At 54.8% G+C, this 14,363-nt stretch carries 14 protein-coding genes; 8 read left to right on the top strand and 6 right to left on the bottom strand.

Translation table 11 applies throughout. The features are described from left to right. Positions 1–98: 98 nt before the first annotated feature. From AO242_RS22795 to AO242_RS22775, 4 genes are all read left to right on the top strand, one after another. The gene (locus AO242_RS22795) at positions 99–554 is read left to right on the top strand and encodes a flavodoxin (RefSeq protein ID WP_027899570.1); all 456 of its coding nucleotides are present in this window, start codon (positions 99–101) and stop codon (positions 552–554) included. Positions 555–682: 128 nt separating this feature from the next. Further along, on the top strand, positions 683–1,594 hold the full coding sequence (locus tag AO242_RS22790; RefSeq protein WP_099270458.1) for an SDR family oxidoreductase: 912 nt from the start codon (positions 683–685) through the stop codon (positions 1,592–1,594). Between the two features lie 603 nt (positions 1,595–2,197). Beyond that, positions 2,198–2,761 (top strand): hypothetical protein, encoded by a 564-nt coding sequence (locus tag AO242_RS22785; protein WP_141562239.1) that lies wholly within the window; start codon positions 2,198–2,200, stop codon positions 2,759–2,761. A gap of 351 nt (positions 2,762–3,112) precedes the next feature. Then, positions 3,113–6,550: a dermonecrotic toxin domain-containing protein gene (locus AO242_RS22775; protein WP_099270455.1), complete on the top strand. Its 3,438-nt coding sequence runs from the start codon at positions 3,113–3,115 to the stop codon at positions 6,548–6,550. On the opposite strand, the gene AO242_RS22770 is transcribed toward AO242_RS22775, so the two are convergent. Then, on the bottom strand, positions 6,547–7,350 hold the full coding sequence (locus AO242_RS22770) for a SirB1 family protein (protein WP_099270454.1): 804 nt from the start codon (positions 7,348–7,350) through the stop codon (positions 6,547–6,549). The genes AO242_RS22775 and AO242_RS22770 overlap by 4 nt on opposite strands. Positions 7,351–7,521: 171 nt before the next feature. Here AO242_RS22770 and AO242_RS22765 point away from each other — a divergent pair, with 171 nt between their 5' ends. Continuing rightward, the gene (locus tag AO242_RS22765; RefSeq protein WP_099270453.1) at positions 7,522–8,544 is read left to right on the top strand and encodes a Glu/Leu/Phe/Val dehydrogenase family protein; all 1,023 of its coding nucleotides are present in this window, start codon (positions 7,522–7,524) and stop codon (positions 8,542–8,544) included. A gap of 85 nt (positions 8,545–8,629) precedes the next feature. Here the strand turns inward: AO242_RS22765 and AO242_RS22760 are convergent, their stop codons facing one another. From AO242_RS22760 to AO242_RS22750, 3 genes are all read right to left on the bottom strand, one after another. Continuing rightward, positions 8,630–9,562, bottom strand: coding sequence for a FecR family protein (locus AO242_RS22760; RefSeq protein ID WP_099270452.1), 933 nt, complete (start codon positions 9,560–9,562; stop codon positions 8,630–8,632). Further along, a complete protein-coding gene (locus AO242_RS22755) occupies positions 9,555–10,130 on the bottom strand; it encodes a sigma-70 family RNA polymerase sigma factor (protein ID WP_241154061.1) in 576 nt (191 codons plus the stop codon). The genes AO242_RS22760 and AO242_RS22755 overlap by 8 nt, the downstream gene beginning before the upstream one ends. 386 nt (positions 10,131–10,516) lie before the next feature. After that, positions 10,517–10,771, bottom strand: a complete 255-nt coding sequence (locus AO242_RS22750; protein WP_027899577.1) for a YebG family protein — start codon at positions 10,769–10,771, stop codon at positions 10,517–10,519. A 356-nt stretch (positions 10,772–11,127) separates the two neighbouring features. Here AO242_RS22750 and AO242_RS22745 point away from each other — a divergent pair, with 356 nt between their 5' ends. Next, positions 11,128–11,577, top strand: a complete 450-nt coding sequence (locus tag AO242_RS22745) for a phosphate-starvation-inducible protein PsiE (RefSeq protein ID WP_027899578.1) — start codon at positions 11,128–11,130, stop codon at positions 11,575–11,577. A gap of 61 nt (positions 11,578–11,638) precedes the next feature. Here the strand turns inward: AO242_RS22745 and AO242_RS22740 are convergent, their stop codons facing one another. Together AO242_RS22740 and AO242_RS22735 are read right to left on the bottom strand one after the other, a co-directional pair. Next, positions 11,639–11,968 (bottom strand): YXWGXW repeat-containing protein, encoded by a 330-nt coding sequence (locus AO242_RS22740; protein WP_099270451.1) that lies wholly within the window; start codon positions 11,966–11,968, stop codon positions 11,639–11,641. A 314-nt stretch (positions 11,969–12,282) separates the two neighbouring features. Beyond that, positions 12,283–12,618: a DUF3509 domain-containing protein gene (locus AO242_RS22735; protein WP_027899580.1), complete on the bottom strand. Its 336-nt coding sequence runs from the start codon at positions 12,616–12,618 to the stop codon at positions 12,283–12,285. A gap of 165 nt (positions 12,619–12,783) precedes the next feature. On the opposite strand from AO242_RS22735, the gene AO242_RS22730 reads away from it, so the two are divergent. Further along, positions 12,784–13,329, top strand: coding sequence for a sigma-70 family RNA polymerase sigma factor (locus AO242_RS22730; RefSeq protein WP_099270450.1), 546 nt, complete (start codon positions 12,784–12,786; stop codon positions 13,327–13,329). After that, positions 13,326–14,288: a FecR family protein gene (locus tag AO242_RS22725; protein ID WP_099270449.1), complete on the top strand. Its 963-nt coding sequence runs from the start codon at positions 13,326–13,328 to the stop codon at positions 14,286–14,288. The genes AO242_RS22730 and AO242_RS22725 overlap by 4 nt, the downstream gene beginning before the upstream one ends. Positions 14,289–14,363: the final 75 nt, after the last annotated feature.

The raw sequence follows: 14,363 nt of genomic DNA, 5'->3' as shown, positions 1-14,363 counted from the left end.
GAAAGTATCCGGAGCGAAGAAGCAAAGTCCGCATTCTAGGTCATGAGGCCACTTGGGGCATAATGCCAAACGTTTTTTACGTTGCTACAGGATGATTCATGAAAGTCGCCATTATTTCCGGTTCGGTCTACGGATCGGCTGAAGAAGTCGCTCGTCATGCCGGGAAGATCCTGCGTGACGCTGGTTTTGAAGTCTTGCACAACCCTCGCGTGACCTTGGCCGAGCTTCAGGCCTTTGAGCCGCAAGCGCTACTGGGCGTGACATCGACCACCGGTATGGGCGAGCTGCCCGATAACATTCAGGCTATTTATTCGCAGATTCGCGACGTATTGCCAGCTGCCTGGCGCGGTCTGCCGGGCGCAGTGATCGCGTTGGGCGACGCCAGCTATGGCGACACTTTCTGTGGCGGGGGCGAGCTGATTCGTGAGCTGTTTGCCGAGCTGGGTGTGAATGAAGTCCAGGAAATGCTGCGTCTGGATGGCAGTGAAAGCGTCACTCCGGAGACCGACGCCGAACCTTGGCTGGCTACGCTGATCGAGCGGTTGCGCGCCTGACACTGCGTGCGGGACTTCTAAATTATCCCGCTCCGTTATCGCGCACTATTCAGCATCGATTGTGTTGATTGTGACTGCCGCATGGGTGGATGACACTGGTCTCTTGCAATCCTTTGCCGGAGTCAATCATGAGTCATGCCATTCATTATGAAGACAAGGTCGTCATTGTCACGGGGGCAGGCGGCGGCCTTGGCCGTGCTCATGCTCTGTTGTTCGCGCGCTACGGTGCGCGGGTGGTGGTCAACGACCTTGGTGGTTCGGCGCACGGCGAGGGTGCCAATGCTTCGGCAGCCGACCGCGTTGTAGCCGAAATTCGTGAGGCGGGCGGTATCGCTGTCGCCAATCATGACTCGGTGACCGACGGCGACAAAATCGTCCAGAACGCTCTGGACGCTTTTGGACGTGTTGATGTGCTGGTGAACAACGCCGGTATCTTGCGCGACAAGTCCTTTGCGAAGATGGATGACGCCGACTGGGATCTGGTTTACCGTGTTCATGTGGAAGGCGCTTACAAAGTGACCCATGCCGCCTGGCCGCACCTGCGTGAGCAGAATTACGGCAGGGTGATTTTCACCTCATCCACTTCCGGTATTTACGGCAACTTTGGCCAGTCCAATTATGCGATGGCCAAGTTAGGCCTTTATGGGTTGACTCGTACCCTGGCGCTGGAGGGACGTAAAAACAATATATTGGTCAACGCTATCGCTCCCACCGGCGGAACCCGCATGACCGAAGGGCTGCTCCCGCCTGACGTGTTCGAACTGCTCAAGCCGGAACTGGTCAGCCCGTTGGTGGTGTATCTGGGCAGCGAAGCGTGTCAGGACACCGCAGGTTTATTCGAAGTGGGTGGCGGCTGGATCGGCAAGGTTCGCTGGGAACGCAGTCTTGGTGCGGGCTTCGATCCCCGTGCCGGCTTCAGCCCGGAGGACGTCGCAGCTCAATGGCAAGTTATCAGTGACTTCAATGAAGCGGTCCATCCGCAGGACAACGTCGAGGCGCTTAAAGAAATGATGGCTCATTTGCAGAAATATGCAGTATGAGTGGTGCTAATTGAGTTGCGAAAGGCGCTCTTGCGGAGCAATGGATCTGTACAAGCTGCCCCGATGTCCCTGACACCTCGCTTTCGTTAAGGAAACGGGTGACCCTGGTAGGAGCCAACTTGTTGGCGAGACGTCGGACCTGCATCGTCAGAAATTACGCTTCGCCAACAAGTTGGCTCCTACCAGGTCTGCGTTTTGATCCATTATTGAAGTGATGTTTGATGAGAGCTGCCCCGATGTACATGACACACCGCTGTAGCGAAGCAAGCGGGTGACCCTGGTAGGAGCCAACTTGTTGGCGAGACGTCGGACCTGCATCGTCAGAAATTACGCTTCGCCAACAAGTTGGCTCCTACCAGGTCTGCGTTTTAATCCATTATTAAAGTGATGTTGTTATGGGGTAAAAGGATGAGAGCTTACAATGGTGATATTTCCTATTTTATTAATAAGTTGTCTGAAATATATTGATGCTGTGTAAGGCTTTTCCACTTCAAGTGTAGTACTTCTCTGGATTTTAAATCTGCAGTCCATACCCTATAAAGTCTGCGTGTCAGGCACCGATATGCTCCTCGATACAGGAACTTTCATTGCAGGAGCATGATCATGAGCCGATGGTATATTCCAGAACTTCCGCCCGTAACTTTTAAACCATTACCCACTCAACCTGCGGTCAGGCATCGTGCCGCTGAAGTCAGTAGAATGCTTGACGAGATCGGCGAAAATCGTACGGCGCTTAACACGACAAAGATGGAATTAGGCAAGCTAAAACCGATGTTCAAAGGCTTTAATCCGGAAAGTATCAGCTCCTCTGGTCTCGATAAAGTTGGCAAGCAACTCTATTCATTTGGCTTGATTGATAATCTGACTGCCGATTTGTTAGGTCGCGCTGCGCTGGAGTTTGATAAAGACGGTAATCCCTCCAACCCTGATGAAGAAATAAATGTGCTGGAGTTTTTCGTTACGCAGATTGATGAGATAAAGGCGAAGTCTCTTAAAGGCGATAAATACGCAAAGCTGTTGATGCCTGATTATGTGCGAGCCGTACACGTATTGAAGTGCCTGCAGCACTTCGGTGCCACGGGCGACAGCTACGACAGCGTTACACGCAAACGTCGGGAGGATGCAGGTGAAATTCCCAAGCAACAAGCTTTGAAGCCGATCAGGTAGTGGCGAAAAAAAAGCCGCTGCACGGGCAGCGGCTAAATATTACGCAGATCCAGGAGCTTCAAAATCAACGTGGCCCGGATGATAGTGACTCGCTGAACCCTGAAAAAGAGGGGTTCGAGATATGGAGTGTTGCAGTAAACGCAATGGTCGCTACGGGATTGCTTACAGCCACCGGTAAAATGTCTGTCAGGCTAACTCGCGTTTCCCGTCAATTTCTGTCCTTGGGGACATCAATAGATACCGCAAAATAGATCCATCGAACGCGTCTTATGAACGTGTTTTCGGCGGTTCACGTGTTCTTTCATTTGGCTGGATGCCTCTTGGACGTGACCGCTCTAGTGGAGCTATATCATGAATGATCTTTCTGTCGCATCGCGTTTCACGTCCTCGGGTTCTGTTTCGTCCTCTTCGCAAATATCCCTGTCTCTGGGCCGACTGTGTGAAGCCTCAGCCCAGGCAGCCGAATTAATTTCTTCTTTGCCCAGCTTGCGTCAAGCGGCTCGAACACTCATAGGCGCAGCGCTGCTCAAGGCCGGAGTCGATTACAACCCTGACATCTTGTTCCTCAATGAACGAACCACGGACGGTTCGTTGTTGCGTTCGATCTCTCTCACGGACGGGATGATTCAAGCACTTATTGAAGGCATGGATGCATCTCACAGTGATGTCGTTGCGCTGTATACCCGCCACGACACAGTGGATGAGGCATTTCTGGCAAGGAACATCGGCGGTGAGGGGCTCAAGGCAATATTCACTTATACCCGCGAGCGGCTGTCTGACCACTATCTGCATCTGCTGGATGACTTTTGGTCGGAGGGTATAAAAGATCCGGATTCTGCGGGGCAGCGTATTACACGTCAAAAGCATTGGGCTTCTCTGCAGGGCACGGCATTTCTTAGTGAGATGGAGATAAGCCACCTTAACGGCAATCTGGACGAACAGGACAAAGCCCGGCTGGAGTGGATACTTAATAATCCCGTGGCTGAAGGCCTACACCGTGTTTCATTGGTCAAACCGGGTCATACACCTGCTTTGTTGCACAGTACTTTCGTTATCAACCTCACACCTCAGGCCTACGAAACGCCAAGTCCGGCAAGCAGGTTGGGGTCAGTGTTTTTACTCTCCGCCAGACACGGCGTAGAAAAATTCAGCTCGTTTGCATTGCTCAGCGAAAAACTTCTCGAACGATTCTCCGATCCAGGATCGCGTAGCGCCTTGCTCGAAGACCTTTTACTGTCACAAGCCGACCTGTTTTCGGAGGTCTCGGACATTGAGGTTCAGTACAGCCCGACCTCTGATTTGGTGAGCAGTCTGGTCAAGGCATTGCGGGTCAAGCAAGTGGAGGATCTTCACTTTCTGATCAAGAGCAGCGCTGGCGAAAGTGTTTCGGGATTTCTTAACGCGGTAAACACGTCTCAGACTTTCGCCTCTCTCGACGAGTCGCGGCGGCTAAGTTTTCACTCGCACATGCAGCGCCTGCAAGTCTTGAATACGCCACGCTGGTTGAAGCACTCCAGTGATAATGAAAAGGCTGACTACGACGTATTCGACAGCGAATACCGTAGCCGTGCTCAAGCGGCAAGCCGATTATTTGCGGGCCTGGAGTCGCTGGAGGACTATGCGTTACTGAAAATCGATGACTATATTCGGCAGCATCTTGGTTACCGCGTGGACACTCGAAAAGTATTCATCTTATTGAAAGATCAATGGTCTTCCCCGATAGGCGATTTGAGTCCCGTTTATCGCAAATCGTTGTTTGAATATGCGTTGAATGGCCTGCCATTGATTGCTGCCGAAGCTGACGCCCGTGTGGAGATGCCGTGGGGTAGCAGTCACCCGGAGTTTACCTTTGAGTTTGTCAAAGAGCTCATCGCTGATCTGGATTTGCGACATCGGTACCGGCAAGCGCTTGAGGCTTGTTACCGTCAACCTGATACCCAGCGAGCGCTGTTGCATCAACGTGACAGTGGACTGGCGCTGAGTACCTGGGCAGCAAAACTACAGCACCATATTTCGGACAAGAGCGTGGAACTGGTCTGGGCGCTGCGGGGGGATCGTCAAGAGCAAGGCGCTACGCGTAAAACCGTAGCGCTGGAAGTCGGGAGGATGGGGAATCAGCTGCGCGATGTCATTGTGTTCAGCGAAGAAACCAGCACGAATCAGCACTATGTGCTTTACGCACCCGGAGCGCCTGGTGGGCGCGATATGATCGAGTTTCGCAGTTGGCGTCACCTCTACCATGAAGTGGCGAAATGGTCCGCCACGCCCAGTGGCCGGGAGTATCTAGTCGCTCAATCTGCGCCCGTTTTTCAGGATGCCATTGCCGCTTTTATGCAAGCCGTCAGTCAGAAGCCTACCTTGTGGAAGGAAGAGAATGTGCGCTCTGTTGCCACGCCGGAGCCAGACTTCCAGGGCATTATGTCCGCCTTGATAAACAAGAAACTTGATTATCAATTGGCCGAACTACCCAGGGTCGTCGGGGGCGAACGGAATAGCTCATCCTATAAATATCGCCGACAGTTGGCGTTATGCGAAGCTCGGATCGAGTTTCTGCAGAAACGCTATAAAAACAGTATGCAGCTTATTTCCTATCGTCATTTTGCCCGTCTCTCGGGAGAGATATACATCTCAAATGTTTTGAAAAGAAAGGGGGTCGAGCTGATCGTCAATACGGATACGGTTTATTTCGATTTGAGTAGCCGCACTCGAAGGCTTCAACCTGATTTTGGCCCTCACACTGATCTGGTCTCCCTGACTCAGTTGCTCATGAATGACTTTATCTACACTCTGGATGAGCAAGCGCCCATGTATTCTTCCATAGGGCAGGATCTTTCAGAGTTGTCCATGCCGGTTATAAGAGAAGTGCTGAACGCGCCGCTTGGCGAGCGATACATCGATATACTCAAGGAAGACTACAGCGACCGACAGCATCCGGAGCATGCGAAGAGGAGGGCGCTATTTGCTCAACGAAGTTTTTATCAAATGCGGCGTGACGTGCTCATCACTTATCTGGAGAAAGGGTTCACCGAGGCGCAGTATCAATGGGCTGTAAGCCTGCTTGCGACGGTCTATCCGGATCACTCTGGTCGGAATGGGACGTCAGGTTCAGGTAACAGTTCGCTCAACCAGTTGTACCTCAACGGACGCTTGATCGAGGGGGTGTTCGCTTTTAAAACCAATGGCACCGATGACGCCGATTACAATCTGATTTATACGCCTGACGCGCCCGACGGCATTCGTTTCAGAAATTACGGTATTTTTATTTCCACCCTGAGCTCTCCAGGGATGGATACTTATTATTACAATCGGGTCAGTTATAAAGATCAGCCTACTATCGGCACGTTCTTTTCGGCACTGGTTAAAAATCCACAGCTGGCGCTCAAGTCGCTGACCATTGGAACCAATGACGAGGTTAGTGACTTGCAGACCCTGCATGACGCCATGATCCAGCGCATGATCCAGGACGTTGATGAACAATCACTCAGCAAGGCAGAGACCTTCGCTGAAAACCTTTACACACTGGTTAAGTGGACTGGCACGATTCTGCTGCTTCCATTTCCGCCTGCTGCGCTGGCGTGGAGCTTGCTCAATACCTCCATTGGCCTTGCCCGGGGATACCTGGCTTATCTTGATGGGGATCGTGCCGCAGCGAGTCCGTATTATGTCTGGGGCGTCTTTGGCCTGGTGCTTGGCGCTTCGGGTGCAAAAGACCTCGCACAATCGAGCGCTGGTCTGGGGTACAAAGCATTGGGATGGGCGTTGCGCAAATCACATCCCGGGTTTGCTTAATGAATCGCCCTTCCATGAGGTAACTGGCCCAATCGTTCGGTGAGTCTCAAGCGCTGAACGGCGTCGTCACTCAACATCAAGGCATGCTCCAGGTCGTAACGCTCGGCCTGGGGACATTCCAGCGTGCGATACAAGCTGGCGCGGGCCAGATAGTCGGCGGTGGTTGCCGGGCCCAGTTCCATCACCCGATTCGCGTCCTTGAGAGCGGCCAGAAAGTCATCATTGATCTGGTGCAGATGTCGCAGGTTACGCGACAGGCGTTGCATCATATTGACTTCGGTGGCTCGTGCCATGTGTTCGGCGCGCAATGACATGTCCGGCCCGAACTGGCGTGCCAGCAACTCACGACAGTCTTTGGGATAAAGCCTGCGGCCGCCGCAGGGGTCCAGCAGATGATCGGCACCCGGTACCCGCAGCAGAAAATGCCCCGGGAAGCTCACACCTTCGAGCTTGATATCCAGACGTCTGGCAAGCTCCATCGCCACTAGCGCCAGGCCGAGTGGCTGGCCTCGACGGCGCTCCAGGACTTTATGCAACAACGCCGAGTGCGGTTTCGGCGGATTCCAGTCGTCCTGAGCAAAGCCAAGTGTATTGAGCTGTCGCAGTAAGGGCTGAGCAAGCTCCGAGACGGGTAAATCCGGCAGGGCGGCTCTGACCTGTCGCAACAGGTCATCCATGCAGTTGAGCGCCAGTTCGGGCGTGAACTGCTGATCATGCTCGGCGGATATCCACAGCGCCGCTTCGAAAACATCGCACGGTGTTCGTTGCAGGCAAGCCAGGCAGTGTTGGCGTGGTGTCATGTCGCTCTCCGAGCAGACCTTGGCAGTCATGACCTGTTTTAGACCCACTGATGCTTTTCGTCCAGCGCCAAATAGCCCCGTGAATATGTTTCATTCCATGTATCGAGCGGTCGGTCATTTTTTTTCGAAACGCCTATACTCGGTTCATAAAAACATACCGGAGCACCGTAGATGTTCGCACTCATGCATACATCACGTGTCGAGTCGCTGCATTTGGTCGTCGACCCGGAAACCGGCCTGAAAGCAGTGATCGCCATTGATAATTGTCGGAAAGGAGCGGCCCTGGGGGGCTGTCGCTATCTTTCTTACCCGGATGAAGAGAGCGCCATCGAAGACGCCATCCGCCTCGCTCGAAGCATGAGCTACAAGGCCGTACTCGCCGGTCTGCCGTTGGGCGGTGGAAAAGCCGTGATCATGCGTCCGGCACATCTTCCCAATCGTGCGGCGCTCTTTGAGTCGTTCGGCCGTTTTATTGAAAGTCTCAACGGGCGTTATATCACCGCCCTGGACAGCGGCACCTCCAGCGTTGACATGGATTGCATTGCTCAACATACCCGACACGTGACCAGCACCAGCGAATCGGGTGATCCGTCTGCGCACACGGCCATGGGCGTTTTTACCGGCATTCGAACCACGGCAATGGCCCGCTTGGGCAGCGACAATCTGGAAGGCTTGCGTGTGGCCATACAAGGCCTGGGGAATGTGGGCTATGCGCTAGCCGAGCAGTTGCATGCCGCGGGAGCAGACCTGTTGGTCAGTGACCTTGATCAGGGCCGTGTGCAGTTGGCCATGGAGCAGTTCGGTGCTCATCCCATTGCCTGTGAAGCGTTGCTCAGCACGCCCTGCGATATTCTTGCGCCCTGTGGCCTTGGCGGCGTGCTTAACAGCCAGACGGTAGCGCAATTACGCTGCGCGGCGGTGGCGGGTGGTGCCAGTAATCAGCTTAGTAGTCTGCAGGTCGCCGATCAGCTTGAGAGCCGCGGCATTCTTTACGCACCGGATTATGTGATTAATTCTGGCGGGCTTATTTACGTTGCTTTGCAGCACCAAGGTGAAAATCTGGGGACCATCACGGCTCATCTTTCTCGCATCGGTCATCGATTGACCGAGGTATATGCGCATGCTCAGGCGGAAAAACGCTCACCGGCGCGGGTAGCGGACATGTTGGCGGAGCATTTATTGAAAGAGGGGTAGGGCAGGCTTGCGTGGCCTTTGATGTCTGTCGGGCAGCTTAGCCGGACACGAAATCCCTGTAGGATCTCACCGAGTTTGTCAGCCTTTACTTCAACACCGTCAACAATGGCGAATAGCGCACCAGCGTGCCACCAATCGGCTTGGCCAGAGCCTGCAACGCCCGTTGCGTATCGCGCAGATCATAAAGCCCCGTCACTCGCTTCTGCCCCAATGCGTTGTCACCGATCACAATCCAGCCACGCTGATATTTGCGTAATTGCTCGACGACTTCCTGCACGGTAGCGTTTTCGAAAAACTGCTGGCCGCTGACCCAGGTCGCGACTTCGTCGGGAGCAATTGCGGTTTGCTGAACGGTACCCTGGAGGGCGTCGAACCACAGGCGCTGGCCTGCGCCGAGGCGATAGGGCGAACCGTTTGCACTGACCCCGACTGCACCTTCGCGGACTTCGACCTTGGTACCTGTCTCACTGCGCGCCACGTCGAACGATGTCCCCAATACTCTGATAACCACGTTACTGGCGTCGACCTGAAAAGGGCGGCGGGCATCATGCGCCACGTCGAACAGTGCTTCACCGCTGAGCAACGTAATGTGTCGGGTGTTGCCGCTGTAATCCACATCTACGGCGCTGCGCGCGGCGAGGGTCAGTTGGCTGCCATCGGACAACTGCACAACACGGGTTTCCCCGGTGCCCGTGTGGTAGTCAGCCTGCCAGTCCGGGTTGTTCAGCCACGCGACGCCCACGGCTATGACGCAGACGCAGGCTGCTGCAAGCATCGACCATTTACGGCGCGAAGCTTTGAGCTGTACGACTGCTGTGGAGGCTGGCCAGTGGGCTGTGGTCGAGGGCTGCTCGATGGCTGACCAGGCGCGATTGACCTGAGCCCAGGCGCTGAGGTGTTCTGGACTGGCATGCAACCAGTGATCGAATTCTTCGAAGCGTGCGGGTTCAGCCTGAAGTTCCAGTAACCAGTCACTGGCCTGTTCCAGGCTGGCCCTGGAAGGCGTCAACTCATGCACGTGGGCGCTCCTTGCGTTGAACGGCCTGAACAGGCTGTTCAACCTCGATACTGGAGGCCAGCTGAACCACGGCGTCGCGTACCAGACGGTGAGTCATGGACAGCGAAATGTTCAGGTGGCTGGCGATTTGCTGCAGAGTATAACCACCCAACCGGTGCATCTCGACGGCAATACGCGTTTGTTCAGGCAGGTCGGCAAAGGTCGCGGCTACGCGACTGACGTCTGCTTGCTGAAGGAACTGCTGTTCGGGAGAGTGCAACTGACCGGGCTGCATCCATTGCGGCGGACTCTGCTGCTGACGGTTTTCGCTGTTCTGACGGCGCATGGTATCGAGCGCCAGATTGCGCACGATTCGATACAGATAAGCTGCGGGCTGTTCCAGTGCCGCGCTGGTCGCCTCGCTGAAACGCAGAAAGGCATCCTGCACTACATCTTCCGCGCTCGCTCGATCGCCCAAGACCCCTTTGGCGTAGTTGATCAACGCAGGACGATGGGCAAGATAGAGGCTAAGCCTGGCGGCTTTATCGGGCACGGCAAAACGCTCTGAAAAGCAAAGTTCGCCGCCCATGGCAGCCACAGATAATGTGTCGGCGAGGCTATCATGGATGAGACTGCTTCTCAATTGCTTTGGTGTTGGTGAATCTGGATGCCACTATTTTTGCAGGAGATTGCCTTGTGTCTCGTGGCAAACATTGGATCTGGAGCTGCCGAAGGCTGCGATCGCGGTGTATGAGGAGAAATGCTTCGCAGCCTTCGGCAGCTCTTACAGAAAATGCATTTCAATCCATTAATTTGCATTTCGTTTGATGAGAGCGTCACCGTCGTCCAGACAGCCGCGCTGTCGCGCAGCAACCGGAGACTTGTAGGAGCGCGCTTGCCCGCGATGGCGGCGTGTCAGGCAACACGCTATCGCTGCATCGCATTGTTCATGAGCTCCTGAAGGCCTGTGAGAATTCAGCCTTCCTGACCCAACTCGGCCAGCGCACTTGCGTTGTTCTTGAACGCAGCGGCAAATACAACGCGGTTTTTAGCCATGAAGATACTGGTGTCTTCAGCTTGTTTCTCGGTCAGGCCCGGTACGTTCTTCATCAGAATCTCGGTCAGCGACTCTGCCAGTTCGAGCATCTGGTCGTGTGCATCGGCGAGTTTACGATCCACGAATGTAGTCTCCAAGTCGCGGGTACTGCGATATAGGGTTTCAACAGCCATGTGAGGCCTCGTAATCAGGTGCAGTATTGGAGGGGAACGCCCCCGGTTGTGCTTGTGAAACGGTCAACGCTTGTATTGCAGGTCAAAATGCCGACCTGCAACGATGCAAGATCTGGTTCTGCGAATACTGGTTGTTTATACAGTTGTAAGCATAAGCCAATCGTCGCGGCTTGAATAGTGGCGAACACGCATCTTTTTTACTCCCTTCGTGTGCCTTGCGACAACCCGCCGCGCTCTTAACCCTGGCGAATGGCCTCGTTCCTGCTTGAGAATCACGCGCCACGAGGCTTCACCTACAAAGCGGCATTATATTGACCGGTAAGTGTTGCTCAATTTTTGTACAGGAAGAGTTGAAGATGTCAGAACTGAAATGGGCTGAAAAGCTACGCAAGACTCTGCACGATCAAGCAGATTCGCTTGGCAATCTGTGCGTAGAGGCTTTCCATTACCTGGCACTTTTCGGGATTGGGGCGATCACGGCATACGGCGCGATCCTGGCTTTCATAGAGATGATCGGCAAAGGCAGCGTCAGCGTTGATGACATTCTGCTGCTGTTCATCTATCTGGAGCTTGGAGCGATGGTGGGTATTTATTTCAAGACCAACCACATGCCAATCAGATTCTTGATCTACGTTGCAATCACCGCTCTGACGCGGTTGCTGATCAGCGACGTGTCCCATCATGCGCCGCCTGATCTGGGGATCATCTACCTGTGCGGCGGGATTCTGCTGCTGGCGTTTGCGATTCTGGTGGTGCGATTTGCTTCGTCGCGCTTTCCGTCGGTGAAGGACAAGTCGGAAAGCTGAGGGGATGGGATTGCGTGTCCTGCCTGGCCTATTGGCCTTGCAGGACAGGCGTTATCAATAGCTAGTTAAGCCACACGCCGGCATGCCAATGCCAGCCATCTCCTGCTCGTTCCCAGTGCGGATGCTCATAGCGATAGCCAGGGCGCTCTGCTTCCCAATGGCCTCGCACAGGTACATAACGGGCTCCATCCCAATGCCAGTAACCGCGTGCCCAGACATAGCCTGGTCGAGGTGCGGGTTCGACTTCCACAATGCGCTCAGGCGGGGCTTGTGGTGCCACGACCTCAACGTACTCGTGGTGCACCGGGCTTCGTTGGTGGACGATTCGCTCTTCTACGCAACCGGACGCCACTGTTATCAGTGCAATCAGTGCCACATAACGCAAGAACATGTTGCCTCCTCGGAGTTATCCGTCGGTGGAGTGACGCTGCGACAGGAGGATCCTGTCACCCAACAACCTAGTCTCAGTAATGTTGTAACAATCCTTGTCTGTACCTCGCCTGAACAGTGACTGAAGACGAAAGGGTGCCTGACAAGCGAGCCATCAGCCTGAGAACGACGGGGAGGGGAGGAGTAGGTGCGGGCTATTCAGGCGTGTGGCGATGCGCACGCAAGATCCAGATCCTGCTGCCGGTCGACGTCAGCAGGATCTGAATGGGGGTGTGATGATTTATCGTAAACAGGCTTAAAGGCACTCAACCGGCATCAAATCCCCACCGACACTGGCGGGCGGGTCGCCAGCAGATTAGCGAGCTTTGAGGGTGGAGGCGCAAGTCGTTTCACGTCGCCGTCGGTCATGGCCGCCAGGATCTTGATAGCGCTGTGACCTTCCTCGATTGCGATACCGAATTGCACGCTTTCGATCAATCGCTTCAAACGCTTGGGATCGTTGCGCTGCGCGGCGCTGATCAAGCGTTTGGCGACCACACCCGTTTCATTCGACAGCGTCAGCATAATGCTGCCGTCGAGGCCTTGAATGCTCAGGTTCACCCGGTAGTCAGGATGAAATACGTCGGTAATCTGCTGAAAAGGATTATCCATTTTCGGTACCTGCCAGTAGGGACTGCATAAATTGACTGGGCGTTTGACCCTTTAGTTCTCGACGGTTGAGTGAAAAATCGGAAAATTCCTGCGCTTGCCGTTGTGACTGAATAATGGCATCTTCCGCGTTAATGATAATTTTTCGTGTTTAAGAAGCATTGCCACATGCGCGACACTCCTGCACCCGATGACGACCTGATCCTTCGTCACCGGCAATTTACTGCCCTCTACAGTGACCATCACTCCTGGTTGCATGGGTGGCTGCGTAAAAAGCTCGGTTGTTCGCAGCGTGCGGCTGACCTTGCTCATGACGCCTTCATCCGAATCCTGACGCTCGCTGAACCGCAAAACCTTAAAGAGCCTCGTGCATTCCTGACCACCACCGCCACGCGTCTGCTGATCGACGGTGCCCGGCGTCGCAAGATCGAGCATGCCTACCTAGAGGCGTTGGCTCTCAGCGCCGACGATGCCAATATCCCCAGCCCTGAGGCGATTCACGCCGCCCTGCAGATGCTGGAAAAAATCTCCCGAATGCTGGAGGGCTTGCCCCCCAAACCCCGCGAAGCGTTTTTACTCAACCGTCTGGACGGTTTGAGCTACAACGAAATCGCCAAGGTGTTGGGTGTGTCCGCCAGCATGGTCAAGCAGTACATGGCCAGCGTATTGGTGCATTGCTATAAGACTGTGCATGGTTCGGGCCACATGTCATGAATGTAGAGCACGAACCCTCGGAGTCGATGATCGGCCAGGCCGCGCAGTGGCTGGCGTTGCTGCAGGACGATGCCGTGAGCAGCGCTGACCGGCAGGCCTTCAACACATGGCGTCATGCAGACCCTCGGCATGCACTGGCGGTGACCCGCATGCAAGCGGTCATGGGCATCTTCGAGCAGTTGCCCGTCGAGCCCGCCAGGAAGGCATTGGGCAAGATTTTTCCCCCGGCCAAACGGAGAATTTCCCATCGCCCGGTGCAGGCTATTGCCTTGTTGGGTGTGCTGGTTTTTGGCTGGTTCAGTGTTGATCAGGGGCCGGCCTGGCTGGCTGACGAACGCACTGAAACCGGCGAAAAGCGTGAGATTTTGCTGACCGACGGTAGTGAGTTGCAGCTCAATAGCGGCTCGGCACTGGACGTTGAATTCGACGAACGGCAGCGCGTCATTGAGTTGTACCGCGGTGAAATGTGGGTGCAGGTCGCCAAAGACCCGCAGCGACCGTTCGTGGTCAAGACGCGTGAAGGCACCATAACGGCGCTGGGTACGCGCTTTGTGGTGCGTAAAGAGCAGGACGGTTCAGTTCAGGTCAGCGTGCTCGAGTCGGCGATCGCCGCCAATGCTGATCGCTCGACCGACGTTCGGGTCAACACCGGTCAACGGGCGATGCTCAAGGATGGTGTGGTACAGATACCCACAGCCATCGGCAATGATGATCCGGCTGCGTGGACGCGCGGTATGCTCAAAGCGGATGACCGGCCACTGGTCGAGGTGTTGCAGGCCCTTGAGTCCTGGCGGCATGGCGTTCTGCAGTTTGATAAAGAGGCGCTTCGCGGGATACGCGTCTCCGGTGTGTTCCGTCTTGATGACACCGACGCTGCTCTGGCTACGTTGGCGGATAACCTGCCTATCAAGGTCGAGCACTACACGCCGCTGTTCGTGAGGGTCACTCCAGCCAGATAAAGCCGAAAACGAAAAAGGGCGGACCTGCTGTGCAAGTCCGCCCTTCTTTCAAGAGGTCGTAATGTGATTCAGGTT

The organism is Pseudomonas sp. ICMP 561 (assembly GCF_002699985.1).
Classification (GTDB): Bacteria; Pseudomonadota; Gammaproteobacteria; order Pseudomonadales; family Pseudomonadaceae; genus Aquipseudomonas; species Aquipseudomonas quasicaspiana.
The sequence above is the reverse complement of the archived record's forward strand: the minus strand, read 5'-3'. Positions and strand labels throughout refer to the sequence as shown.

Coding starts and splice junctions, on each gene's coding strand:
- AO242_RS22795 (WP_027899570.1), top strand. CDS start 99: ATGAAAGTCGCCATTATTTCCGGTTCGGTCTACGGATCGGCTGAAGAA.
- AO242_RS22790 (WP_099270458.1), top strand. CDS start 683: ATGAGTCATGCCATTCATTATGAAGACAAGGTCGTCATTGTCACGGGG.
- AO242_RS22785 (WP_141562239.1), top strand. CDS start 2,198: ATGAGCCGATGGTATATTCCAGAACTTCCGCCCGTAACTTTTAAACCA.
- AO242_RS22775 (WP_099270455.1), top strand. CDS start 3,113: ATGAATGATCTTTCTGTCGCATCGCGTTTCACGTCCTCGGGTTCTGTT.
- AO242_RS22770 (WP_099270454.1), bottom strand. CDS start 7,350: ATGACACCACGCCAACACTGCCTGGCTTGCCTGCAACGAACACCGTGC.
- AO242_RS22765 (WP_099270453.1), top strand. CDS start 7,522: ATGTTCGCACTCATGCATACATCACGTGTCGAGTCGCTGCATTTGGTC.
- AO242_RS22755 (WP_241154061.1), bottom strand. CDS start 10,130: ATGGGCGGCGAACTTTGCTTTTCAGAGCGTTTTGCCGTGCCCGATAAA.
- AO242_RS22750 (WP_027899577.1), bottom strand. CDS start 10,771: ATGGCTGTTGAAACCCTATATCGCAGTACCCGCGACTTGGAGACTACA.
- AO242_RS22745 (WP_027899578.1), top strand. CDS start 11,128: ATGTCAGAACTGAAATGGGCTGAAAAGCTACGCAAGACTCTGCACGAT.
- AO242_RS22740 (WP_099270451.1), bottom strand. CDS start 11,968: ATGTTCTTGCGTTATGTGGCACTGATTGCACTGATAACAGTGGCGTCC.
- AO242_RS22735 (WP_027899580.1), bottom strand. CDS start 12,618: ATGGATAATCCTTTTCAGCAGATTACCGACGTATTTCATCCTGACTAC.
- AO242_RS22730 (WP_099270450.1), top strand. CDS start 12,784: ATGCGCGACACTCCTGCACCCGATGACGACCTGATCCTTCGTCACCGG.
- AO242_RS22725 (WP_099270449.1), top strand. CDS start 13,326: ATGAATGTAGAGCACGAACCCTCGGAGTCGATGATCGGCCAGGCCGCG.